The 24,530-nt window shown below is 43.6% G+C and carries 26 protein-coding genes; 12 read left to right on the top strand and 14 right to left on the bottom strand.

Translation table 11 applies throughout. The annotated features are described in order from the left end of the window. Positions 1-165, top strand: a 165-nt coding sequence (locus B0H99_RS14630; protein WP_181313583.1) for a transposase, incomplete at its 5' end; no start/stop codon positions are given. 218 nt (positions 166-383) lie between these two features. Here the strand turns inward: B0H99_RS14630 and B0H99_RS14625 are convergent. The 4 genes from B0H99_RS14625 to hemE form a co-directional block, all read right to left on the bottom strand. Next, positions 384-857 carry a FixH family protein gene (locus B0H99_RS14625; RefSeq protein WP_245894548.1) on the bottom strand — a complete coding sequence of 158 codons (474 nt, stop codon included), beginning with the start codon at positions 855-857 and terminating at the stop codon, positions 384-386. Positions 858-877: 20 nt separating this feature from the next. After that, a complete protein-coding gene (gene hemY, locus B0H99_RS14620) occupies positions 878-2,290 on the bottom strand; it encodes a protoporphyrinogen oxidase (protein ID WP_106534435.1) in 1,413 nt (470 codons plus the stop codon). A gap of 22 nt (positions 2,291-2,312) precedes the next feature. Then, a complete protein-coding gene (gene hemH / locus B0H99_RS14615) occupies positions 2,313-3,245 on the bottom strand; it encodes a ferrochelatase (protein ID WP_106534434.1) in 933 nt (310 codons plus the stop codon). 162 nt (positions 3,246-3,407) lie between these two features. Beyond that, positions 3,408-4,451: a uroporphyrinogen decarboxylase gene (hemE, locus tag B0H99_RS14610; protein ID WP_106534433.1), complete on the bottom strand. Its 1,044-nt coding sequence runs from the start codon at positions 4,449-4,451 to the stop codon at positions 3,408-3,410. Between the two features lie 210 nt (positions 4,452-4,661). Between hemE and B0H99_RS14605 the strand changes: the two genes are divergently transcribed. Both B0H99_RS14605 and B0H99_RS14600 read left to right on the top strand, forming a co-directional pair. Continuing rightward, positions 4,662-5,171, top strand: coding sequence for an antibiotic biosynthesis monooxygenase family protein (locus tag B0H99_RS14605; protein ID WP_106534432.1), 510 nt, complete (start codon positions 4,662-4,664; stop codon positions 5,169-5,171). 182 nt (positions 5,172-5,353) lie between these two features. Beyond that, positions 5,354-6,532, top strand: coding sequence for an amidohydrolase (locus B0H99_RS14600; RefSeq protein WP_106534431.1), 1,179 nt, complete (start codon positions 5,354-5,356; stop codon positions 6,530-6,532). Positions 6,533-6,574: 42 nt separating this feature from the next. On the opposite strand, the gene B0H99_RS14595 is transcribed toward B0H99_RS14600, so the two are convergent. Continuing rightward, positions 6,575-7,780 (bottom strand): ABC transporter permease, encoded by a 1,206-nt coding sequence (locus tag B0H99_RS14595; protein ID WP_106534430.1) that lies wholly within the window; start codon positions 7,778-7,780, stop codon positions 6,575-6,577. Next, positions 7,764-8,513: an ABC transporter ATP-binding protein gene (locus B0H99_RS14590; protein WP_106534429.1), complete on the bottom strand. Its 750-nt coding sequence runs from the start codon at positions 8,511-8,513 to the stop codon at positions 7,764-7,766. Before B0H99_RS14590 ends, B0H99_RS14595 begins: the two co-directional genes overlap by 17 nt. A 147-nt stretch (positions 8,514-8,660) precedes the next feature. On the opposite strand from B0H99_RS14590, the gene B0H99_RS14585 reads away from it, so the two are divergent. From B0H99_RS14585 to B0H99_RS14555, 7 genes are all read left to right on the top strand, one after another. Beyond that, positions 8,661-9,092 carry an HIT family protein gene (locus tag B0H99_RS14585; protein ID WP_106534428.1) on the top strand — a complete coding sequence of 144 codons (432 nt, stop codon included), beginning with the start codon at positions 8,661-8,663 and terminating at the stop codon, positions 9,090-9,092. Between the two features lie 103 nt (positions 9,093-9,195). Beyond that, entirely contained in the window at positions 9,196-9,717 is a 522-nt protein-coding gene (locus tag B0H99_RS14580; protein WP_106534427.1) for a tryptophan transporter, read from the top strand. A gap of 133 nt (positions 9,718-9,850) precedes the next feature. Then, positions 9,851-10,285: a YtxH domain-containing protein gene (locus tag B0H99_RS14575; RefSeq protein ID WP_106534426.1), complete on the top strand. Its 435-nt coding sequence runs from the start codon at positions 9,851-9,853 to the stop codon at positions 10,283-10,285. A 193-nt stretch (positions 10,286-10,478) separates the two neighbouring features. Beyond that, on the top strand, positions 10,479-11,039 hold the full coding sequence (locus B0H99_RS14570; RefSeq protein WP_106534425.1) for an HTH-type transcriptional regulator Hpr: 561 nt from the start codon (positions 10,479-10,481) through the stop codon (positions 11,037-11,039). 105 nt (positions 11,040-11,144) lie between these two features. Beyond that, positions 11,145-11,690 (top strand): DUF3267 domain-containing protein, encoded by a 546-nt coding sequence (locus tag B0H99_RS14565; RefSeq protein WP_106534424.1) that lies wholly within the window; start codon positions 11,145-11,147, stop codon positions 11,688-11,690. A gap of 60 nt (positions 11,691-11,750) precedes the next feature. Beyond that, positions 11,751-11,936, top strand: coding sequence for a hypothetical protein (locus tag B0H99_RS18090; protein ID WP_106534423.1), 186 nt, complete (start codon positions 11,751-11,753; stop codon positions 11,934-11,936). Positions 11,937-12,111: 175 nt separating this feature from the next. After that, the gene (locus B0H99_RS14555; RefSeq protein WP_106534422.1) at positions 12,112-12,999 is read left to right on the top strand and encodes a peptidylprolyl isomerase; all 888 of its coding nucleotides are present in this window, start codon (positions 12,112-12,114) and stop codon (positions 12,997-12,999) included. A gap of 86 nt (positions 13,000-13,085) precedes the next feature. On the opposite strand, the gene yhaM is transcribed toward B0H99_RS14555, so the two are convergent. From yhaM to B0H99_RS14530, 5 genes are all read right to left on the bottom strand, one after another. Further along, the gene (yhaM, locus tag B0H99_RS14550) at positions 13,086-14,024 is read right to left on the bottom strand and encodes a 3'-5' exoribonuclease YhaM (protein WP_106534421.1); all 939 of its coding nucleotides are present in this window, start codon (positions 14,022-14,024) and stop codon (positions 13,086-13,088) included. After that, a complete protein-coding gene (locus B0H99_RS14545; protein WP_106534420.1) occupies positions 14,021-16,858 on the bottom strand; it encodes an ATP-binding protein in 2,838 nt (945 codons plus the stop codon). The genes yhaM and B0H99_RS14545 overlap by 4 nt, the downstream gene beginning before the upstream one ends. Before the next feature lie 4 nt (positions 16,859-16,862). Continuing rightward, entirely contained in the window at positions 16,863-18,080 is a 1,218-nt protein-coding gene (locus B0H99_RS14540) for a metallophosphoesterase family protein (RefSeq protein WP_106534419.1), read from the bottom strand. A 101-nt stretch (positions 18,081-18,181) separates the two neighbouring features. Beyond that, on the bottom strand, positions 18,182-19,429 hold the full coding sequence (locus tag B0H99_RS14535) for an ABC transporter permease (protein ID WP_106534418.1): 1,248 nt from the start codon (positions 19,427-19,429) through the stop codon (positions 18,182-18,184). Continuing rightward, positions 19,422-20,321: an ABC transporter ATP-binding protein gene (locus tag B0H99_RS14530; protein ID WP_106534417.1), complete on the bottom strand. Its 900-nt coding sequence runs from the start codon at positions 20,319-20,321 to the stop codon at positions 19,422-19,424. Before B0H99_RS14530 ends, B0H99_RS14535 begins: the two co-directional genes overlap by 8 nt. A gap of 123 nt (positions 20,322-20,444) precedes the next feature. Between B0H99_RS14530 and B0H99_RS14525 the strand changes: the two genes are divergently transcribed. Further along, the gene (locus B0H99_RS14525) at positions 20,445-20,630 is read left to right on the top strand and encodes a YhzD family protein (RefSeq protein ID WP_106534416.1); all 186 of its coding nucleotides are present in this window, start codon (positions 20,445-20,447) and stop codon (positions 20,628-20,630) included. Between the two features lie 261 nt (positions 20,631-20,891). Here B0H99_RS14525 and B0H99_RS14520 read toward each other — a convergent pair whose 3' ends face one another. The 3 genes from B0H99_RS14520 to B0H99_RS14510 all read right to left on the bottom strand — a co-directional run bounded on the left by B0H99_RS14520 (position 20,892) and on the right by B0H99_RS14510 (position 23,280). After that, positions 20,892-21,671: an enoyl-CoA hydratase gene (locus B0H99_RS14520; RefSeq protein WP_106534415.1), complete on the bottom strand. Its 780-nt coding sequence runs from the start codon at positions 21,669-21,671 to the stop codon at positions 20,892-20,894. A 91-nt stretch (positions 21,672-21,762) separates the two neighbouring features. Next, on the bottom strand, positions 21,763-22,110 hold the full coding sequence (locus tag B0H99_RS14515; RefSeq protein WP_106534414.1) for a YlbF family regulator: 348 nt from the start codon (positions 22,108-22,110) through the stop codon (positions 21,763-21,765). 12 nt (positions 22,111-22,122) lie between these two features. Beyond that, entirely contained in the window at positions 22,123-23,280 is a 1,158-nt protein-coding gene (locus B0H99_RS14510; RefSeq protein WP_342750519.1) for a DUF445 domain-containing protein, read from the bottom strand. A 74-nt stretch (positions 23,281-23,354) separates the two neighbouring features. Between B0H99_RS14510 and B0H99_RS14505 the strand changes: the two genes are divergently transcribed. After that, entirely contained in the window at positions 23,355-23,558 is a 204-nt protein-coding gene (locus B0H99_RS14505; protein ID WP_106534413.1) for a YheE family protein, read from the top strand. Positions 23,559-24,530 lie beyond the last annotated feature (972 nt).

Below are 24,530 nucleotides of genomic sequence, written 5' to 3'. Positions count from 1 at the left end.
CTGCGCAGCCAAACCATTGAAAGAAGCTTTGCGGATGCCAAAGAACTCCATGGCTTTCGCTACGCAAGACGCCGAGGGCGTCCGTCTGTCCAAGAGCAGGCTTTCCTGACAGCCGCCACGCAAAACATCAAAAAAATGGCCCTCCTTCTGGCAAGGAGGGCGTAAAAATCGGAAGTTTTCTTTTCTTTTGATGAACAAATAAGTTCTTATCTTATATCAAAGGGTTACTCAACACTCTGAAAAACTCCCTCAAATCCATTGAGGGAGTTTTTCGTTTTTTGATAAGAAGAGGAACAAATCATGCGAACGGATTTTTGCGAAAAATGAAAAAGACTGCCACAGGCTTCATCTTGCTTAGCCGGTCGGTAGTCTTTTCTCCTGTATCAATGTCCGCTATGGTCTTCCATCATTTTCATGCCTTCGGAATCTTCGCTATCATCCGGAACAATTGATTCCGGATCCGGATTGCCGACCGTTATTTCTTGTTTAGGCATGGCATGCAGGCGCCGTGCTGTTGTGTGGGCCTGCATATAATACAGCCCTTCTTCTTCAAAAACCGTTTCAGCTTCATAGACGCCATCAGTTGTATGTTTGGCAGCAATCATTTCCCCGTCTGAACGGTGTCCCGATTCCCATACTTCATACACCACTTCATCTGCGTCCTCCACTGTTTCATCGCCTTGAGTGACAGTGACGGATAACGCCACTTTCTCACCTGCTTCGGCCGATTGACCAGTATTGAAATCCACAACAACTTCTTCCAGCGTATTGCCGGCGCCTGATGTTTCGGCTTCTTTTGTGCCGCATGCTCCAAGAAGCAATACGGACAATCCAAGCCAAGCAAACTTTTTCATCATAATAACCTCCATGAGGATTGTTATCCTAATAACTGTTCTACTATCCGGCATGCTGCAATTTTTCCTTGTTCGGCACAATCCGCTAAGTCAAAGCCGCCAAAAGAACTCCCAGCCAATTGGACCATAGGGAATTCTTTTTCAAGTTCCTTCTTCGCTTCCGCAACCCGTTTTTTATGCCCGACCACATATTGAGGCATTGCCTGCTTCCAGCGAGAAACAACGATAAAATCCGGTTTCCCTTCGATTTTCATCATTTTGCGCAAGTCTGACAGGACGATTTTTTCAATTTCATGATCAGCCAAATCGACCACTGCTTCATCCCCGACTCTTCCTATAAAGGCCCGAAGCATCTTTTTCCCTTCAGGAACCGCTATAGAAGGCCATCTTTGCTGAGGCCAGCTGCACGCTGTAATTGCGAAATCACTGTTGCGCGCTACTACAAAGCCGGTGCTTTCACCAAACTCCACTGCACTTTCCGGAAAGACCATGGAAATTGTTGCAATTGAAGTCATTGGCATTTCTTTCAAACCATTCAATAAATCGTATGGCTCAAACAAAGGGAGCAGCTTTGAATGGGGAAGAGCAAAAAGGACTTGGTCGACCAGTATAGTGGAAGAATTGTTCAGTTTCAGGCTCGCTTTAACCGCTTCCGCTTTTATGCCATCCACTTTAACGCCCTTCAAGATTGTACAACCGCTGAGTTTTTTTTCTAGAGCTTCGACCAGCGTCTGCAAACCGCCTTCAAACGTTTGGTAGACGTCTTCTTCGTTTCTGCTGTAGACAGCTGCACGAGCGCCCGCCTTTGTTTTTTTCATGCCCGTCATTAAGCTGCGGTGTTTTTGCTCCACTTCTGCAAATTGTGGAAAAGCAGCTTCCAAACTCATACGATCGATATCTCCCCCGTTTGCTCCAGACAAGAGGGGTTCCAACAAATTCTCCACCAACTCTTTGCCAAACCGGCGGCGCATGAACTTGCCTAATGATTGATCGCTGGCCTCTGCTGCCTTCGGCAGAACCAAATCACCTGCTGCTCGCACCTTTCCGCTCCAGGAAAACAAATCAGAAGTAAGAAACGCGCCGAGGTTGGTAGGCACGCCCATAATAGTGCCTTCTGGAATTGGTTGCAGCTTGTCCTCTGCCACAATGGACCATTGCCCTTTAACACCGCGGACAAGTTTGTCCGCAATGCCGAGCTCTTTCGCCAATCTTCCGATACTGTTCTTGAAAGAGAGAAACGAATCAGGGCCACGCTCAATCACGAAGCCATCCTTTTGCAGCGTCTGGATTTTGCCGCCTAACCGATGTGCCGCTTCAATCAAGGTGATATGTATCGGCAAGCCCTGCTCATGCGCCTGTTTTTGTAAAAAGTAGGCAGCAGTCAGGCCTGTGATCCCTCCACCTACAACTGCAACTTTTCGGATCCGCTCCTCCACGTTTATCACTTCCAATAAAGATTTATTTATCGGCTAATTTTTTCAAAACGACATCAGCTAAACCATCGATGAACAATGGCTGAACATTCGGCATTTCAGGGCGACGGTAAGTTGCGCCGATTTCATCGCACACTACTTTGCACTCGTAATCATTGTCAAACAGGACTTCTAAATGGTCGGCTACAAATCCAACCGGCGTATAAACAAAAGATGTATATCCTTTTTCTTCAAATAATTCACGGGTCAAATCCTGGACGTCAGGCCCGATCCATGGTTCCGGTGTTTGACCGGCACTTTGCCAGCCTACTTCCACGTTTGCTACGCCCGCTGCTTGAGAAATCAATTCCGCAGTTTCTTTCAATTGGTCTGGGTATGGATCGCCATTTGCGATGATTTTCTCAGGCAATGAGTGCGCTGAAACGATTAAACATGATTTTGCGCGTTCTTCTTCCGGCATTTCAGCAAACGCCGCACCTACTTTTTCACTCCAGTACTGAATGAATTTCGGTTCTGTGTACCAGCTTTCAACTGAAGTTAATTTGATGCCTGCTTTTTCAGCAGCTTCTAATGCACGACCATTATATGATTTCACGGAAAACGTCGAGAAATGCGGAGCTAATACGATAGAAACAGCTTCTTTTATGCCATCGCGATGCATAGCTTCCACCCCGTCTTCAACGAACGGTTCGATATGCTTTAACCCAAGATAAACTTTAAACTCAATATCGTCCTGAATCTCATTCAATCGTGCTCCAAGAGATTCCGCTTGATCTTTCGTAATTTTTGCCAACGGCGACAATCCGCCGATTGCTTTATAACGGCTGCGCAAATCTTCCAAGCTTTCTTCGCTCGGCTTGCGGCCGCGGCGAATGTGCGTGTAATAACGCTCGATATCCGCTTCTTCATAAGGCGTTCCATACGCCATAACCAATAATCCCATTGTCTTTTTCATCATCAGTCACCTCTAAGTTTTGATTATATAAGTTGAATAGAAGAATTTCCCACTTCCATTTTACTCATCTAAAGATATCGAGCAAAACAACAGAGAAAACCATACTATTTCTATATCGCCTCGCCAGCTTTGAAATAGGAAGGTTAGTTTATCTCATATAGCTGATTAATTATTTAGTTTATAGGCTGCGCTGTATTCATGGATGAATGCAGTCAAACGCTTTAATGTATCCGGATTGACTTCCGGGAAGACCCCATGGCCAAGATTGAAAATATAGCCATCTTGCTGCATGCCCATATCCAAAATCGCTTTAGCCCGTTCTTCAATGACCGGCCAGTCTGCTAATAAATATGAAGGATCAAAGTTGCCTTGCAATGCTTTTGTCAATCCCATCGAACGCGCTTCAGAAATCGGCAAACGCCAGTCCAATCCCACTACATCTACTGGAAGGTCGTGCCATTCTTTTGCCAAGTGGCTAGCTCCCACACCAAAGATGATCAACGGTACTCCTTCTGTCCGAAGTTCCGAGAAAATCCGATCCATGACCGGCTTGATGAAAATGCGATAATCTTCCACATTTAACGCCCCGACCCATGAATCAAAAATTTGAACCGCTTTTACCCCTGCTTTGATTTGTGCTTTCACGTATGGAATAATGGTGTCTGCCAATTTATCCATCAATGCAAACCACATTTGGGGTTGGGAAGCCATCATGGCTTTCGTTTTATTGTAGCTACGTGAAGGGCCGCCTTCAATCATATAGCTTGCGAGCGTAAACGGCGCTCCGGAAAATCCGATCAATGGCACATCCAGTTGTTCTTGCGTCAACATACGGATTGTTTCCAAAACAAAATCCACGTCTTTTTCAGGATTGATTTCACCAAGGCGTTCAATATCCGCTAGTGTGCGGATCGGATTGTCGATAACCGGCCCAATGCCTGCTTTGATTTTAACGTCAACCCCGATAGCTGGCAGTGGCGTTACGATATCTTTGTATAAAATTGCAGCGTCGACGCCATACTGGTCAACCGGCAGTTTTGTTACATATGCACATAGCTCAGGCTGATGCGTGATTTCCTCCAGCGAATATTTTTCTTTAATCTTGCGATATTCCGGCTGTGAACGCCCTGCTTGGCGCATATACCATACCGGCACATGTTCTGTTTTTTCTCCACGTGCCGCCCTCAATAAAGTGTCGTTAAAAGTCATGTGTCAATTCATCCCTTCAGTCTGTTAAATCTAGTGCATATCTATTCCATATCGGTATTTACTATAGACGCTCTATCCTTTATTGTATAGTTTCCTTAAGGAAATGTCATAAATTAGACGCTTCTCCAGTCACGGGATGGACAAATGCGTTTCATGCGTTTTTGTTCAGGGAACGGTATACTAACAAGAACAGCATTGGAGGGGAATTTTTTGAACTTATATATGACGACTGGAACATATGACTACATGAAGAAATTGCGGGATAAATACCCGAACGAGAATATGGTGGTCATGCAAGGGGAAAATACCACTTTGGTTCTCCATGAAACGGAAGGAAAAACTGTTTTCCAAACGCCCCGACGCTATGAAGTGGTGGACGGCACTGGCGAATTCAAAGAAAAAGGATTTTTTGTTATGAACAATATTCCGGTGACCGAGGAAGGCCGGCCGATTTTTGAACACCGTTTCAAAAACCGGGCAGGTGCCATCGAAAACGAACCTGGGTATATCGCGTTCCGCGTACTGCGTCCGAAAGGTTCTGATACGTATGTGGTATTGACCGAATGGGAATCACCGAACTTTTTTGAGAAGTGGAAAGAATCCCAAGCTTTTTCACAGGCTCATTCAAAGCCTGCTGAAGGCGCCGCAGAAAAACGGCCAAATATCTTTTCCGGTTCTTCCTACGTAACAACTTATGCCGCAACACCAGAAGACAAGTAAACCAACCTTTTTCCCGCAGCGTATAAGCTGCGGGATTCTTATTTTCCTTAGCACTCTACTTCATATAGCACTCCGCAAACATCCACGAATAATAGGCTCCATGCTAACAGTTCACTGAAAAAATAATAAATTCGTTATATATGTGTTATCCTTTACATATTATATTGAAGGGAGCTACTCCAATGATTGAAAAACTTTATGAACAATTAGATGTCAACTATGCCGAAATGGTGGAAATACGCCGCCATTTACATATGAATCCGGAGCCATCATTCCAAGAAGAAAAAACGGCGGCTTACATCCGCGAATTTTACGAAACACTTGGTGTTGATGTCCGTTCAGGAGTTGGCGGCAACGGACTCGTCGCGACCATCCAAGGCTCAAAACCTGGAAAAACAGTTGCCTTACGTGCAGACTTTGATGCTTTGCCGATTCAAGACCAAAAAGAAGGCGTTCCCTATCGTTCTCAAGTGCCGAACGCAGTACATGCATGCGGCCATGACGGCCATACGGCCACTCTTCTCATCCTAGGAAAGGTATTGCATGCGATGCGCGATGAACTTGAAGGCACGTATGTACTGATTCATCAACATGCGGAAGAACTCGCTCCAGGCGGTGCAAAACCGATGATCGAAGCAGGGGCACTTGACGGTGTCGATGTGATTTTCGGCACGCATTTATGGTCGATGACTCCATTTGGCAGAATCGATTACCGTGTTGGCCCGATCATGGCGGCTTCTGACAGATTCGAGCTGACTGTACAAGGACGCGGCGGCCATGGCGCTAGCCCTCATGAAACAAAAGATGCGGTGGTCATTGGCTCTCAGATGGTCACGAACTTGCAGCAATTGGTGGCCAGACGTGTTGATCCACTGGAATCTGCCGTGCTGTCGGTCGGCTCCTTTATTGCTGAAAATCCGTTCAACATCATTGCGGATCAAGCAAAATTATCCGGGACGGTGCGCACATTCAGTGAAAACATCCGGACATTAATGGAAGAAGAAATGGAACGCGTGATTGAAGGCACAAGCCGGGCGGCAGACAGCACATATGACTTTAATTATATGAGAGGCTATCCGGCAGTCGTTAACCACGAAACTGAAACCATGTACTTGAAAAGCATTGCCGAATCCGTGCCGGGCGTTGAAGAAGTTTACGATGCCCCCCCTCAAATGGGCGGCGAAGATTTTTCCTATTACCTTGAAAAAGTGCCGGGCACTTTCTTTTTCACTGGCGCTATGCCGGACGGCGATGTTTATCCGCATCACCATCCGAAATTTGACTTTAAAGAAGAAGCGATGCTCGTGGCAGCCAAAACACTTGGTTCAGCAGCAGTCAATTACCATAAACAAGCCAAATAATTTTATAAAAAGAAGCCCCGCATCCAAATGCGGGGCTTCTTTTTATTTCTTTTTATTTTTCTTTGAGACCGAAAGTGTAACAATTGAAATCGCCACGATGACTACAAGGACCACTAGCGCCGTAAAGAGCATACCCGCCAGCGCTAGAACAAGAGCCGTAAGAACAGCTTGCACAGTCTGGACGATCAGCACCAATTTCCAAACCGCTTGCTCCCTGTTGAACTGCGTCAGCGGAAACAAGTTGTCCATCCGGAAATGCTGGCTCTTATTCAAACCTTGCCAAATTTGAATTGCGGAAGCAAATGCCAGCGCCGCTGAGAAAATAGCGACTGCCACCGGAAACGGAATAAGCCAGGCGCCGATCATCACAATGATGGTCAAGCGAACCCACAAATAAAATAACTCATCTGACCGGACAAAAGTGCGCCACACTAGATATAAATGGGCATTTTGAGGTCCAGGTTTGATCCAGCTGTATATCCAATTGAGCCAAGAACGTGCTTTAACTTTCCCTTTTATATGCGGAACATCTGTGAAGTAATTAGCAAACTGGTAAAAGCGCAGCATACGGTTTTCTTCCAGCACAATAAAATGGCCGTATGCAAAAGGCTTTCCTGCCGCTTGCTGCTTTACCCACTTACCGTAGAAAATAATGCCGAACAGAACCAGAACCGCAAACAGCAATTGGCCTTCTATATATAGATAAACGAACAAGAGCACTGCAAGAAAGCGGACAAGGCGATCCACCCATGCCTTCTCTCCGGCTCTCGCTTTTCTGAATGAAAACTCCGTCTGTATGCTCCACCATTTTAAAAGCAGCAGCAAAATTGGCAGTCCAATCAACAGGGAGGGATTCAACCCGTATAAGGCATTTATCATCGGCAGTGACACGATAAAGGCCACGACCGGCAAATACAGCTGCGAGAAAAATGTCCATTTCAATGCTGGGTTCAGGAAGCTGTCTAATTTGCTTTCGAGCGGCAAAAAGTAGACCGCATCCGCTTCTTTCAACAAGGTTGTCGGCGGGCTATAGGCCAACAGCAGCCCAAGAACAAGAGCCAAAAGCAAAGCTCCCGGAAATCCGGTTGGAATGGTCTGAATCCATTCGCTGTATGCGTAGCCAGCTGCTCCGATAGCAAACAATAACACAATGGCAATATGGCCGGTAAAAACGTATTTTAAATAATTTTGGACTTCAACTGTGTATTTTTGAAGCCGCCTTGACCAGACATCATGCAAACTCTTCATTGGTTTCATCCTCGGTCATTGCAATATATAGATCGTCCAATGAAGCTGACGGCATGTTGAACGCTTTCCGTAAGTCAGCCATTGTTCCGCTCGCCCGTACTCGCCCATTATGCAGCAAAATAATCCGGTCGCAATATCGTTCAGCCGTCGATAAAATATGCGTTGACATAAGGACAGATGCCCCTTTTTTCTTCTGCTTCTCCATTTGGTCAAGCAGTGATTTGATGCCAAGCGGATCTAAGCCGACAAAAGGCTCGTCAATAATGTAAAGGGCCGGATTCACTAAGAATGCACTCATGATCATTACTTTTTGGCGCATCCCTTTTGAAAAGTGGGACGGAAACCACCGCAGCCGCTTTTCCATCCGGAATTCTTTCAACAATTCTGCCGACCGCTTCTCAAAAGTTGCGGAATCCAATCCATATGCCATGGCGGTCAACTCCAAATGCTCTCTAAGCGTCAATTCTTCATATAATACCGGCGTTTCTGGTATATAGGAAAATGATGACCGGTAAGCGTCCATATCCTCTTCGAAGGTTTTGCCATTCAAACGGATAGTGCCCGATTTTGGCTGCATTAAGCCGATAATGTGTTTAATTGTTGTACTCTTCCCTGCTCCATTCAATCCAATCAATCCGATAAGCTCACCTTTTTTGATTGAAAATGTCACTTCTTGCAGGACGGGTTTTCGCGTATAGCCTCCCGTCAGCGCTTCAACTTCCAAAATAGCCACTCTCAACACCTCTTTCTCACATATTGTATCAAAACCTGTGGATGATTTCTTTTATGGAAAGTTAATTATGCTAAAATGAGTCTAGTGGAACTTGAACTAGCAGGGTTTCCTTGCTCTTAAAACAGATACGATGAAAGGATGAAGAAGATGGATAACTGTATCTTTTGCAAAATTATCGCTGGCGACATCCCAAGTATAAAAATTTATGAGGACGACAACGTATTTGCTTTTATGGATATTATGCCTCTAACAAAAGGACATACGTTGATTGTTCCAAAAACACACCGCGCACTGGTGTACGACTTAACATCCCAGGAAGCGTCCGATTTGTTTGCTGTAGTGCCCAAAATCGCTTCTGCCCTCAAGGAGACTTTTGGACCTGCAGGCATGAATTTATTGAACAACAATGGCGCCAAAGCTGGACAAAGTGTTGCCCATTTCCACTTGCATTTCATCCCCCGCTATGACGAGACGGACGGTTTCGCCGCCAAATGGATGACGAAAGAAAAAGAATTCAACGGAGAACGCATCCAGCAATTAGCGGACGAAGTAAAAGAAAAATTAAGCTCCCTTACTTGATTTGTTTACTTATTAGAGCTAAAATCAGATTAAGTTTTTCGCCGGCGATCGTGAGGATACGACCGGGAAGACAAAAAAGCGTAGAGCTGAGGAGAGATGAGAGTTGAACACGAAAAATTTAGTTTTAATGGCGCTGTTGGTTAGCGTAGGAGCCGCATTGTACTTGATTATCCCTGGTATTAACGGCGGCATGAAACCTGACTTCATGCTGACAATGATGTTTGTTGGTATTTTATTATTCCCTAATGTTAAAAGTGTCTTTTTGCTTGCAGTTACAACCGGCGTGATATCCGGTTTATTCTCCACGTTTCCTGGTGGATTTTTCCCGAACGTGATTGATAAGTTTTTCACTGCCTTCATCTTTTTTGCAGTTGTAATGCTTCTTAAGAAAGTTGCCACAAGGCTTCCTGTTGCTGTTGCTTTATGCGGCCTTGGAACAATTTTGTCCGGCGCAATTTTCTTGTCAGCAGCAATTTTCGTTATCGGTGCGGAAATTCCTTTTGGTTTGCTTTTCGCAACTGTTGTCTTACCTGCCGTCTTGCTGAATGGCGTGGCATTTTTATTTATCTTCCCAATCGTGATATCACTGGTCAAGCGTTCAAAACTTCAAACTGCAGTATCATAAAGCCTATAAACCAAAAGCTTTTCACCGATAAAACCGGTGGAAAGCTTTTTTCGTTGAATCCCTATTCATTTTTATGTTTTAATTAAGTAGAATAAAGGAAAAGAACGGTATAGATGAAAGGGGCGTTTGGCTTATGAAAGCATCAAATTTTTTTATTGGACTTGCGACAGGGCTAGCAGCAGGAGCTGCAGCGACATTATTCACGACTCCACAATCCGGAAAAGATCTTCGAACTTCAGTGAAATCCACTTCCACTGATTGGAAAGAAAGATTATCCGATGTAAAAGAGAAAGTTAATGATTTGAAAGAATCAGTAGCAGCTTTATCGGCCGAAACAAAAACCCAGTTCCCAGCTGCTATGGACGAATTGAAAAAATCGATGGAGGCATGGCAACATGGCACTGTTCCTGCTAAAGAACATCTTCAACTTGAAATTATGGCTATCCAAAAATCAATTGAAGAGCTTCAAAAATCGATCAGTAAAGATAACAAAGATGATAAGAATGATGACAGCAAAGATAACAAAGACGACAAAGATAAAAACAACAATTCCGACAGCGATAAATAAAAAGAATGCCGACACCTTTTTTGAAGGTTGCCGGCATTCTTTTTATCGTAAAAAGTCTGATTTTTCTATAATTTCACACCCGGCTTTTGACGATATTTTTTATTTAAAAATTTTTTTACTATTCACACTTTAATAGTAGTTGCTTTATTGCTATAATAAGAGAAAATACTTTCGGGGGAAAGTTGGTGCCTAAATGAGCGAACGAGAATACACGATGAAAGAAGCCATGCTTTTTAGCCAACGCATTGGCCAGCTATCAAAAGCGTTATGGAAAGCGGTAGAAAAAGATTGGCAGTTGTGGATAAAACCATATGATTTGAACATCAACGAACACCATATTTTGTGGATCTCGTACCATCTGAAAGGCGCTTCTATTTCAGATGTCGCTAAGTTTGGTGTTATGCACGTATCGACAGCCTTTAATTTTTCTAAAAAACTAGAAGAACGCGAATTATTGGCTTTCTCAAAACGCGATACCGATAAACGCAATACATATGTTGAATTGACAAAAAAAGGTGAAGAATTGATGCAGGAAATGATCGAGAAATACCACGATACTCCTCATTCAGTCATTGAAGGATCCTTGCCTTTACGCGAATTATACGGAAGATTTCCAGAGTTCATGGATGTAATGGCCGTAATCCGCAATATCTATGGCGATGACTTTATGGAAATCTTCGAAGCTTCCTTCAAGAACATCGAAAACCGTTTCAGCGAAGAAAATCACATCATCCAGATCGGCGAAAAACAGTAGAAGAAGAGTGAAAATATGGCGATTTTATGGTTGCTTTTCTGTGGAAATCGTTGTATTGTATGTATCGACTCATAAGAGAATTCTCACTTGTAGGAGATGCAAAATATGCATTGCTGGAAAACTATAAATGTAAAAAAACAGTACGGATTTGAGCGGTTATTTTTGCTGTCTGCACTTATCGGAGTTGGTGTATTCATCAGCTTCTATATCGCACTTAATATTATTTATACCGCTCCTTTATCTGATCAGCACTTTCTGTTATTTATTTTAGCAACCTTAGGGATTTATCCTCTGCACAAAATGTGCCATTTCATCCCGCTCTTCGGATGCCGCAAATGCATTCGGCTAATGTTAACAAAACAAATGGGGTTGATGCCCATCATTACATTAAAGATTGCAGAACCTGTCGCCAAAAAACGCTTTATCCTGACGTTGGTCACCCCTTTCTTTCTGATCAATGCGGCTATCATAGCTGCCAGCATCTCAATGCCCGCTTTCAGCCATTATTTCGCTATGCTTTTAGCTTACCATTGCGGTTTATGTGTTCCCGATTTGATTTATATGCGGAATTTAGCGCGTTCTCCAAAACACGCACTAATTGAAGAAACAGACACCGGTTTTGAAATTCTTGTGCCCCAGCCGATGGCCTGAACCTGTTTTTTCTTCCCGAATTTGCTATACTAGTACCTAAGTTCAGAGGGGAGGAAATTCATGTTAATCGGCTTTGTAGTTGTTTTCTCTGTATTTTACTTATTTCAAATTAATCGCATGACACTAGCGCTGGTAACTTCACGGGAGATTCCTGAAGAAAATCATCAGAAAATATTCCGGACGATCAATATATTAATCACAATATTACTGGTATCACTATACGTTGGCGTAGAATTTACTCCATAAGTTCATTTGCCTTTTGGCAAATGAACTTTTTTATTTAGAGAATGTTTTTTGATGCAGTATTTACTTATCAGCTTTTTTGTTTACCCGGACTTATCCTTAACGAAACTTTTTGATTTTTTAAGCTTTTATGGTATAGTAACACTGGCATCAAGAAAGAAAGTTGGGAGCGAAAATAATGAAAAAATCATTTTTAACAGTTACTTTGGCTGCATCAGTTTTAGCTTTATCTGCATGCAGTGGCAACGGTTCAGACAGCGAAGTTGTTGTATCTTCCGAAGTAGGAGATATCACCAAAAACGAGCTTTACGAAGAAATGAAGACTTCAGTTGGTGAACAAGCCGTTCAAATCTTGATGATTGAAAAAGTACTCGGCGAAAAGTACGAAGTCACTGACAAAGAAGTTGACGCAGAATACCAAAAATCACAAGAAGAAATGGGCGAAAGCTTCGATCAATTCCTTGCGCAAAACAACCAGACAGAAGAAAGCTACAAAAAAATCATTCGATTGAATTTGCTTCAGGAAAAAGCTTTGACTGAGGACGTTGAAGTAACTGATGAAGAAATTCAACAACAATATGACCGACAAGGCACAGAGCTTAATGCCCGCCATATCCTAGTTGCTGATGAAGAGGCTGCAGCTGATATTAAAAAACAATTGGATGAAGGAGCTGACTTCGCTAAATTGGCTGAAGAAAACTCTACTGATCCAGGATCAGGCGCTAACGGCGGTAATCTTGATTGGTTTGGCGCTGGCGCAATGGTTCCTGAATTTGAAGAAGCTGCGTTCAACTTAGAAGTTGACGAGATTAGCGAGCCGGTTCAATCTCAACACGGTTTCCACATCATTCAAGTTCTTGAAAAACGCAAAGTGGAAGACCAGCCTGCACTAGAAGATCAAAAAGAAGCAATCCGTACTGACTTGGCAGTTGCGAAAGCCGATCAAGCTGCCCTAGTTCCAAAAATCGCTAAAATGCTGGAAGACGCAAAAGTTGATATTAAAGATGAAGACTTGAAAGGCGCACTTGATAGCATCTTGAATGCTGAAGCTGCTCCTGCTCAATAATTTTACAAATAAAAACCCGCAGTTGTGGACGATTCCACAACTGCGGGTTTTTTGACGTTTTTCTTCTCTTATTAACGTGTTTTTCTTTAAATTGTCGGTTTATAAAACGAACGATTATCCAGAGCAAACAAGCGCTCCGAAAATTCCCCTGGTTTTGTTTTGCCAAGTGCCCGGTCAAGCATCATCATTTTGGCATCAATATTATCAATATAGTGAAGAATTTCCGCTTCCTTGATCATCGGGCGTTTTGGACTTCCCCACTCTTCTTTGCCATGGTGAGACAAGACGAGATGCTGAAGCAACATCACTTCTTCTCCGTCTATTTCAAGTTCCTCAGCCGTTTTTGAAATTTCAGTTACCATAATGGAAATGTGGCCGATCAAATTCCCTTCAACGGTATAAGTTGTTGCAATAGGCCCGGACAATTCAAACACTTTGCCGATGTCATGCAGAATAATTCCGGCATAAAGCAAATCTTTGTTTAGCGTAGGATAAATACCACATAATGCTTTCCCTAATTGAAGCATCGACACAACATGATCAGCAAGACCAGACACGTAATCGTGGTGGTTTCTTGTTGCTGCTGGGAATGTGAAGAACTGTTGCTGATACTTTTTCAAGATATGTCGAGTAATGCGTTGAATTTGCGGATTCTGCATTTCAAACAAGTAACTCATCACTTCTTCTGACAGTTCATCGGTGCTTTTTTCGGAAGATGGCATCAGATCAGCGATCGATTGATTCTCCTCCGGTTTTGCCGGACGGATGCTCTTGATGCGCAATTGATTTTTCCCTCGGTAATTATGGATTTCTCCTCCTACCCGCACAATGGTTTCTGCAGCAAATAGTTTTTCCTGTTCTTCTTTTGTATCCCACAGTTTCGCTTCGATATCTCCGCTTTTATCCTGCAGAACGAGCGATATGAAGGGATTTCCCGTTGTTGTGACGCCCTTAACGGATTGTTTGATCAACAAATACTCGTCGATTGTTTCCCCTACTGCCCGCTGTGTAATTCCTTTTGTCATGAGTGCACGCCCCTTTCTGTGTTTGCCACATGAATAACATGGGCATTCGGCCAAACCTGCTGCATAGTTTCGTGACAGGTAAAATAAATAAATTGATGGTTCTCTTGCAGCTCTGTTATTAAGTTTATCATTTGCTGGAGGCGGCTGCGATCAAAATGGACAAACGCATCATCTATTACGATCGGAAATGGATGGCTCTGCTGCATGGATACCGCAAGAGCTAGCCTGAGCGCAATATACGCTTGTTCTTTTGTCGCTTGGCTCAGTTCAATAATATGGAAGCGCATGCCATCTTCTCTTATAGCTTCAAAAAAACCGGCAGGATTCATTTCTAAGCCGGTATAGGTGTGGGCTGTCAATTTGGCAAAATAAGCTTCTGCATCAGCAATGACTGACGGCAATTTCTTTTCTTTTAATTCGTTCATGGTTTGTTTGATCGCTTCAGTGATTGACTTGTTTATCGCCCAGTGTTTTGCGAGGTCGGCAAATTCAGCTTTTTTCTCTTCAAATTGCTGCAGCTTCTCTTCGTATTCATCGTTTGACAACAATTTTTGGGTAGTTTGCTGTTTATCGGCCAGTTCAGCGAGCAAGCGGTTTCGTTCACTTTTGAGTTCTGTTAAGGCTGCTTCTTGCTGAGATAAGAACTCAGTCAGTGCATCTGGAGTCGAATCTACAGGAAGCTCTATACGGCCAATAACAGCAAGTTGCGATCGGATGGGCGCAAGCTCCTGCAAGAAGGCTTCTTTTTTCTCCATTGCTTCAGCAAATTGGTAAAATTCTATCGCATCAGCAGCCGCTGCTTCCTCAAGCAAAAGCTGCATGTCTTTTTTAAGTTGTTCTAGAAAAACAGTTAACTTTTTGGACTCGGCTTGAAGCTCCTTCTGTTTTTCTTCTCTTTTTAGATTTTCTGCTTGTTGCTTTTGTCGCACTGCAAATTCATTTCGCAGTTCTGCATACAAGCTTTCGGAAGTAAGAGATCTTCCCGAGACGGTTTCCGCTTGTTTCAGCCAGTGGTCTACTTTGTCGGCGAGTATAACTGTATCTTGCTCCAAACGTCCAAGCCGTGAGTGAATGGCTTGTATTTCCCGTAATTTTTCAAACAAGTCCAAAACCATCGCCCGGCTAGAACGCGGATCAATCCGCAATTGCCTTAAAAATTGCTCATAAGCCCGTTTTGCCGGCTGTCCTGAAGTTGACTGTACGAGTGTTTCCAATTTTTCTGTACTTGCCGCAAGTTGGGCTTTCGCTTCTTTGAATTTCCGGTCGTATTCATTCACCCGTTGAACAAGGGCTTCCAACTCCGCTTCTCTTCCTGCATATTTCTGCAACAGCTTTTCATAGCCGCCTTCCGATTTTGTGGACTTTCCGTTTTTCATGATTGTCCAAACACCAGCTGCTCCTGCCAGAAAAGCCAGGCTGGCAACTGTGTAATTTCCCTGCATCAATCCAAGGAGAATGCCAAGTGCTCCAAGTACAAGCAACCAGATGCCCAATGTGTTCGAACCGGCAGATTTTTCTAAGCGCTTGGCAACTTTTGCTTCTGCTAGCCGCATTGATGTCTCCGGCCATTGCCGAGCTTCTTGCCTTTCACTGTCTGTCGGGCGATGATCCAAAAGTAGATCTAATTGTTTTTGGACGTTTGCCATTACGCTCTTTTCTTCAGACTGTTGGCGGGCAGTAAACCGCCTTTCTTCATCCTCCATATCCAATTGCTGTATGTAGGAAATCAGCTGTTCTTCATGGGTCAATGATACATCGCTTTGAAGCGCGTCCTCTTCAGCCATGCCCACCAGATTGACAAGCCGGTCTTGATCGTCCAGCAGTTTAATCGTTTCGTCCTTTTTTTGGCGGTACAGCATTTGAAGCTGATGCCATTCCGATTCACGGCCCAGCAACTGCTCAAGCTCTTCTGTCTCTTCAAGGGCAGTCTTGAAATCGCCAAGTAATCCTAACTCGTTTTCTGTATATTCGATTTTAGCAACTGTTTCCGATATCCGGTCTTGCAGCCGCTCCATGCGCCGACTTCCATCAGTCGGGAAGTTGATTCCTTCAAGCTCTTTCAACTCTTGCTCCAGTCTTGCCGCCTTTTCGAGCAATGGCAGGGATTGAAGCTGTTTTTCAGCGCTTCGCATGTAATGCGTAATCTGCTTTTCTTCTTCTGTCATATCGTCCAATCGGTTTTCTATCTCGTGAATTCGTTTTAAATATGGACTATAAAGTTCCGTTTCCGACCGGTAGTCCTTAAGTTCTCTTTCGATTCCCCTGAGTTCTTCAATCAGCAAGTTCATTACCGGATTGCGCCCGTTCTTTTTGAACAGGAGTCCCATATCTTTTTCAAGGTGGCTTTCCATTTTAGTTATGGCATCAATTCCTGTAGTCCCGGAAGCAAGCAAGGTTCTGCTCAATTCTTCTTCAGTCATCCTCTCCAGCCCTTGCAATTCATGTATGGAAAATGAAAAAACCGATTCGAATGCAGCTCGGTCATAATCCCGCAGAAGCATTTTAAGTTCTGCTTCGCCGCCCCTTGAACCATCTTCAAAAAAGACCGTTACATCACCCGCCGACTTTCCTTTTACCCGCTCAATAATCACTCGGCCGAATTTCTCGTCAACCAGATGAATTTGGCCCCCGTACTTTCCGCCTGATTTAGGTTCATATCGTATTTTCGCTTGATTGCGTGCTGGATAGCCAAATAAGGTTTGGATGATAAACTGCTGGATGGTTGTCTTGCCCGCTTCATTCGGTCCGTAAAACAAAGACATATGCGGGTTAACATCGATTGTCCGGTTTTCATGCCTACCAAATCCGTATATAATCAGTTTGTCTATTTTCATGTGGCTACTCCCCTATTTGTATGCTGCGGCGAATTTTTTGGACAGCGCCTTCCCGGAAATCCTCAATGGTCTCGCTATCTAGCGCATGAAGGAACCGGCTGCCTTTTGGATGCCGGTAAAGATCGTTCAGCGCTTCTTTCCACTCGTTCGTGTCCCAATTTTTGATCACCCCGATGATTTGTTCGCCAAACGGCGATATCGGCAAATCATTCCCGCTTTCTTCAAAAGCAAGGCTGTGAATCCAGACAAATTCTCCGTCGCCTTCTATCGCCTCACGAATGGTTTCAATCAGTTCAATTTCTGGAATCTCGTTAAACAGCTCCGCCGCTTCTGTATGTATGCCGGTAAATTCGAGCTCTATGACGGCTGCACCGTAGCGGCCGGCATAGTCACTCGCACCTTCCCGGCATGCTTCCAACACTTCGTTCATGTGCATTATGTTGCCACAAGGTATAACAAGCCGGTCAAATTGAACGACAGACGCTGGCACAAAAGAGAGCTTCGTTTCTGTTTTCGACAACATAACATCGTAAAAGCCTTTTTGCCCTGTTTCGCCCATGTGCCGCCCTTGGATATTGCCGGAATAAACTATGGAAGGCTCCCGGTGCAATTCCTGCCGCATGTGAATGTGGCCAAGCGCCCAGTAATCATAGTTTTTGCTGAGCAGCTGTTCTTTTGTAAAAGGGGCATATACAGCGTGTGCTGTATTTCCTTCCATACTGCCATGCAGCATCCCTATATGAAAAGTTTCCTGTTTTTCAGCAGGTGGATAAGCAGAAATCATCGATTCTTTAATATGCCGTTCTCTGTAGCTAAAGCCGGTGATAATAACGTCTCCGTTTTCCGTCGATAGCTCCATTTGCGAAACAGCTGGGCCAAATACATGCACGTTTTCCGGCAATTCAAAACGGCTCCATTTGCCGCTTAGATGATCGTGGTTACCGTAACTGACCACTACTGGAATTTTCGCATCCTTCAGCCGCTTCATCCCCAGCTGGAATCGATGCTGTGCACGAAGGCTGCGGTCTTCTCCGTCATAAATATCACCGACGATCAGCAAAAAGTCTGGCCGTTCCGCAACAGCATAGTCAACAAGCTGGTCAAAAGCTTCCATTGTACTGTCTTTCAGCTTTTTCCACTGCTCTTTTTGCAACCCTTTCATACCTGTAAACGGGCTGCCCAAATGCAGATCGGCCGCGTGGATAAATCGAATTTGTCCCATAATAAAACCCCTTTAAAAAGCCGAATATTTGTTCTAATTTTACCATGGAAACAAACGAAAAAAAACTGTTTGCAAAAAACTCCTCTGCAAACAGCTTTTGGTTATTTTTTATTGCCTAACGCAATCGCTTTCCGGATATCTTTTAGAGATTGAGCTGATCCATACATCAGTACGCCCCCTCGGTAGACACGCGCCCCAAGCCAGCCGAGAAGCCCGATGGTCACAAGCATGATGGCGATGGACAGCAACGGCTCCCATAGCGGAACATCAAGCATGCCGACACGCAAAAACATGACCAGCGGGGCGAAGAACGGGATGAAAGATGCAATGGTCACGAAGTTCGCTTCCGGGACGGAAATACCGGAAAAAGCAATTAGCGAGGCTACAATGATCAACAGCATCATCGGCAGCATCAATTGCTGGACATCTTCTGTCCGGCTGACGAGTGAACCAAGCAGCGCAGCCAGTACCGCATAGAGGAAATAGCCCAATAAGAAAAACAGGACGGCAAACAAAAACGTGCTGATTTTCACATCCGCAAAACCGAAAACACTGTAAATCCCTTCTGTCATACTGGTTCCAGCAGTTTTGATGGCTATAAAGCCCGATAGCCCGAATGCCAACATCTGCAAAATACCAAGGGTGCCGATGCCCGCAATTTTCGCAAACATGTGCTTGACCGGCGAGACGCTCGAAATTAAGATCTCCATGACGCGCGAAGACTTTTCAGTAGCGACTTCCATCGCAATCATATTCGGATAATAAATGACGGAGATGTAAATTAGCATAATCAAGATGTAAACAAGCCCTCTTGCCTGGCTCAGTTCTTCCTGCGATTTTGAAGATTCGGATACTGCTTCCCGTTCGAACAGAGCTGGCGCAAACAATTGCTCGACTTGGTTGTTGTCCAAGTTCAATTTTTCAGCAGTCAAGATGGTTTGCAGCGACTGCACCGCTTGTTCAATATTAGAACCGTTTTCCAGCTCATTGGCTGATTTCGTAACATAGCGCGCCGTCAGCTCTTCTCCTTGTTCCAGCACAAGATAAGCCTCCACCGTATCTGCCACAATGCCTTCTTTCAGTTCTTTTTCAGTCTGCTCTGTGGGCACTGCTTGAATATCTCTATCCGCCAATTGTAATTGTTCTTGCAGCCGTGGAGCCAGTTCTCCTGATTCATCCACAATATAAAGAACATGGTCCTCATCTTCTCCTTGAAAAACATCTAGAATTTTTGACATATTCGCCAGCAAGAAAAAAGAGGCGCAAACAATTACTGTAGTGATAATGAAAGATTTCGTCGTCGCTTTTGTAAGAAATGCCTGCTTGAAGATGATCCAAAAACTATGCATATGCTTTCCCCACCTTTGCAATGAATATTTCTTCAAGCGAAGGTTCTTCGATGGCAAAATGCCGTACCGCCCCTAATTTCATTGACTCGGTTAAAAGCAGTTGCGCTGCTGCTTCATCAGCAATTTGAAACAGGGCCCCGTCATGTGTTTTTTTGTAATTATCTACACCCTCTGCGTTTATCAAAACTGATAAATCACCATCCATTTTAATGCGTACATTTTGTTTGCCAAAAGACCGTTTCACGTCACGGATCGAACCGGACAAAACCATTTTTCCTTTGTCCAAAATACTGATGTCGTCGCATAATTCTTCCACATGATCCATGCGATGACTGGAAAACACAATGGTCGCCCCTTGTTGCTGAAAATCCAAAATGGCGCTTTTTAACATTTCCACATTGACCGGATCAAGTCCGCTGAACGGTTCATCCAAAATCAGCAATGAAGGTTTATGTAAAAGCGAAGCGATCAGCTGAATTTTCTGCTGGTTGCCTTTAGATAATTCCTCCACTTTTTTAGAAGCATAATGGGGGACTTCAAAACGTTCCAGCCAATTTGCTATTTCACGTTTTGCTTCCCGTTTCGGCATCGCTCGCAACTCCGCTAAATAAACCAACTGGTCTTCAACTTTCATTTTCGGATACAGTCCCCGCTCTTCCGGCAAATAACCGATTTCAGGGCTCGTCGCATATGTAATTGCTTTTCCATTCCAGCTAATTTGTCCACTGCTCGGATTCAGAAGCCCAAGAATCATCCGGAATGTTGTCGTCTTTCCAGCACCATTAGCACCAAGAAACCCATGCATTTCTCCGCGTTCAACTTTTAACGAAACATTGTCGACAGCTGTAAAATTGCCAAACCTTTTTGTTGCCTGTTCTACATTTAAAGCCATATAGACTCCTCCTCTCCCCTAGTAATACGAAATGCCCTATAAAATGTTTCGCAATTGGAGGACTTTTGAAATAAAACCGGCTATACTTAAAATGAATAAGCATTCAGAAAGGATGGTTTCAGCATGAAAATATATAAATTAACGGCCTATGAACAAACCGGAAAATTGATTGCGGAAGAAACAGTTACCGCCTTAAATGATGATGAAGCAAAAGAAAAAGGGCAAGCACTTCTTGAAGAAAAAGCCTTGTTAGACCAAACTCACCGCTTTGTATCACCTGACGGAAAATTATTGCTGTTCCATTCATAAAAGACAAAAAGCATGGCGAGGTTCGCCATGCTTTTCCTTATTTTAGAAAGAAAGCTATCACATTTGCTGTAGTTACTGTTCCGCAAAAGCTGCGCTTTGCGTAAATGAGCGACAAGCCGCTTCGCGTCTGCGGGAGCTGCTGTCTCGCTTCTTGGCTTCCTTCATAACTAGAAAGGGAGCATGAGAACTTCTCTTCAACTCATACATCCCCCCTCTAATTGCCGCTCTCAGAAAAGAAGTTGAATGCCGCCCAGGATAAAGTTATTTTCCTGTAAATTCCGGCTTACGTTTTTCAACAAATGCCTGGATCCCTTCAAGGTGGTCTTTGGATTTTCGCATGGCTGACTGTGCAGCCGCTTCCATATCCAGCACTTTATCAAGTTCTTCGATCTTCAATTGATGCAACGCATGTTTTGAAGCCAGCTTAGCCCGCAGCGGCGATGCCAACATTTCTTCTGCATAAGCTTCTGCATGTTCAAGCGCCCGTCCTTCTGCCGTCACTTCATCCACCAGCCCTTTGGCCATTGCATCATGCGCTTTCAATGTTTGCCCTGCCCAAATGATTTGCTTTGCTTTCGGAATTCCGACACGCTCTTTCAAGAAAAAATGCCCGCCTCCATCCGGAACGAGTCCGATGCCGATAAAATTCATCGCCAATTTACTGTTTTCTTCTGCAATGATGTGGTCGCATGCAAGCGCAATGCTGAAGCCAAGCCCGGCTGACGCGCCGTGTATCGCTGCAATAGTGATTTGCGGCAGCGTATAAAGGGCTTTTGCCAAGCGGGAAACATCTTTCATCACTGTGTCGATATCCATTGGCTGTTCGGGGTCCATCATTTCTTTAATATCGCCTCCAGCAGAAAAAGCCCTGCCTTCTCCGCGGACGATTAGTACTTGAAGCGTGTTGTCTTGAAGCAGCGTTTCAAAACAGTCAGCCAATTCCTTCATCATCAAGCCGTTCATTGCATTCATCGATTTCGGCCTGTTTAACAGCAAGTGGCCAACACGGCCTTCTTTTATTAATTGGATGGTTTCATACATAAAAAAAAGACACCCTTTCGTAAAATGAATTAGCATTCATCTTTACGTATTCGGTGTCTTCTTCTTTTATCCCTTTATTTAAGAGAAAGTTTTACATGCTTTCGTATAAAGATTGAACCGGCTGAATCAATACACGGTTAACTTCTTCGATCATCTGGCTCAAGCCCATTTCAGCTTCTAGCATTGCCAAGATTTTTGGATTTTGCTGTGCCGCTTGAGCAGTTTGCTGAGCTCCCATTATTTCTTCTTCAGTAATCTCTTCGCCTTGCGCTTGTTTTTGTTGAAGCGTGATTTGAAGATCGCGGAAACTTTTGAACAAATCATTTGCCTCATCATCCGCAGTTACTGCTGCAACTGCCGCTTGAAGTTTACCGAATTCCTCTGTCTCACGGAACGTGCTTGCTAATTTGTTAATGTCGTCGTAAATGTTTACTGCCATCATCATTCTCCTTTAAATTGTATTCATCATGAGACTAAGAAGCCCTTGGAAGATTCCGATTACGCCCCCAAGAACGAACCCCAGTGCCGTGATCATTTTCAATTCTCTTTGTGAAATTCCAAGAACCAATTCTTCTAAGCGTTCTAATGGAAGAGAATCAACTTGCGTTTTCACCATGCCTTCAATGTCGATTTTCAGCAAAGTTTCTTCTAATTTTTCTTCTCCCTGCTGGAAGATGAACTCCGTCACAAGCGGAGTGAAGTTGGTTCTTGTCCATTCTACCCCTGTTGGCCAAGTCTCAGCAAGTGTCGCGTTTAAACGTCCTTCGACATTGGCCGTTTCTTTGACGTATTGTTTTACGGTATGAAGGGCTGGTTTAAAGTCGAATTCCCCTAATAACTCATCGGCTTTCCGTTCTTGGAACTTTTCCCACTCTCCGTAAGCAAGCGTTACAGCAAATTCAAACGTCCGAGGGGAATTTAGAAATTTGATAATTTCTGGCTGGATACGATCCACAATCGGCCGTGACTCCCCTATCAAAGAATGCAGCATGTTGCCGATACGCCCACGGGAAGCCAAAAATTCATCTAGAAAATTCTTGATCGTGGCACGGCCTTCAAGAGAAGAAAAATAATCCGAACCGCGGTCAATCGCATATTTCGCGCCTTGAACCAGTTTCAGTTCCGTTTCGTCTTTCCACTTGTCAGGTATCAATTCTCCTACAGTTTTCCCTTCGATATAATCGGCAAGCGCCAACGCTTGGCGGTCGACCAATTCATCAAGCTTTCTTTCAACGCGGGCATCAATCCCGTGCTGGCCGACTCCTTCAAGCCACCCATTAATGGTTCTCGGCGATTGGAACACCTGAACTTCCAACTGTTTTTGAATCCATCTTTCTGTTTTCCGGGTCATTTCTTCATTAAAGAAACGCTTTTTGAACGTTTCCGGCGTTAACAAATGCTGAACGATCGTCCGGCCAAGTTGAGTCGATAATTCATCGCGGCGTTTCGGTATCAGCCCGGGTGTGAAAGGCAGCCGCCACTTGCCAATGTACAACGCTTTATAAGGCCGGAATAACATCTTAATAGCGATATAATTCGTAAACCCCCCGATCAAAGCGCCTATAGTCATCATAAGTAAAATGGTCACAAATATATTCAATTCCGTCACTCATTTCTTTTTTCTTCTTTGTTAATCAGCTCCACTCCACCTATAATGAAATTGAAAAGCAAAGGAGGATTCATATGCTGCAACATTTTAAATTTACACCAATGTTTGAAAATCGCCAACTTCCAGGGTGGAACATTTCATTTTTTTATCGAAATGAGCGGATTACGGGTGAATACCATCCAGACGGCCGCATTGTTTGGATGTCCAAGCAGCCTGATGACGAAGAAGCCGTCAAAAAGATGATCCACGAACTTATGCTCTTTCATGTATACGATTAAAGCGCGGAAAAGTTCCGCGCTTTTTTGTTTGCCTCTTTATCAGGGGAGTTAAACATTTTTGTAACAAAAGCTCTCTGACTCCACTCACTTCTTTGAAGCGCCGGTGCTGGTAAAAAGTCTATTTAGCTATAAATAAAGTCAGGGAAATTCGATATTTCATTGAATATCAATTTCACAAGTATAACTTAATATGTCACTTTAAAAGATAAATTGCATCTATTTGGATCTATATTTTACACAGGATTTGAGAAAAACCAGTATCCTTATACAAAGGTCTCTGATTGTATGATTATGTAATTCATTTAGAAAAACCACCTATAATTCGATAGTATGTCCACTAATCATTCATTAAGAGGTCTCTTTGAAATTTATTACTCTACTTTAGTTCTATTTCATTAAATCCATTGAATATCCCCTGTTTCGCATAATTCAAGCAACGCTTCGGTTACTTTTTTCCGAAGTTGTTGCTCAGAAATCATGAAAGCAGTTTGAGACAAAAACAAAGAAGCAGAGAAGATTACAATTTTCTTCTCAGGTTTATGACAGTATGCGGCTGTTTCAGTACGCCCACCTTCGCCTCCCACCTATTAGTGACGCCAAACCGGAGGCACTGATTTCTACGATGAGCCTGGAAACCGTGTTTTCACTTCCCTACTTAGGCACTTATATGATAAAGAAACTGAAAAGAATCAATGGACTGCTAATGTTTTTCATGAGTTTCTTTAAATATACGAATCTAACTTATAAAAGAATTTTTCATTAAAAAAGAGAACACCGTAAATTGTCACTACAATAAATTGAGCCCTGAATGGTACGCACTTTTTAAGTGTCTACCATTCAGGGCTCAATTCAGTTTTTACTAAGTAAGACTTTTTATTTTAAACTTCCAAAAAATCTTTTGTGTGCTTTGGATTCATCAGGAATTTCCATCTAACCTATTGTTACTTTACTAAGACAGTTTTAATAGAAGTG

Origin of the sequence: Planomicrobium soli, assembly GCF_003014655.1 — a bacterium.
In the GTDB taxonomy this organism is placed as follows: domain Bacteria; phylum Bacillota; class Bacilli; order Bacillales_A; family Planococcaceae; genus Planococcus; species Planococcus soli_B.
This window is presented reverse-complemented; position numbering and strand designations above follow the sequence as displayed.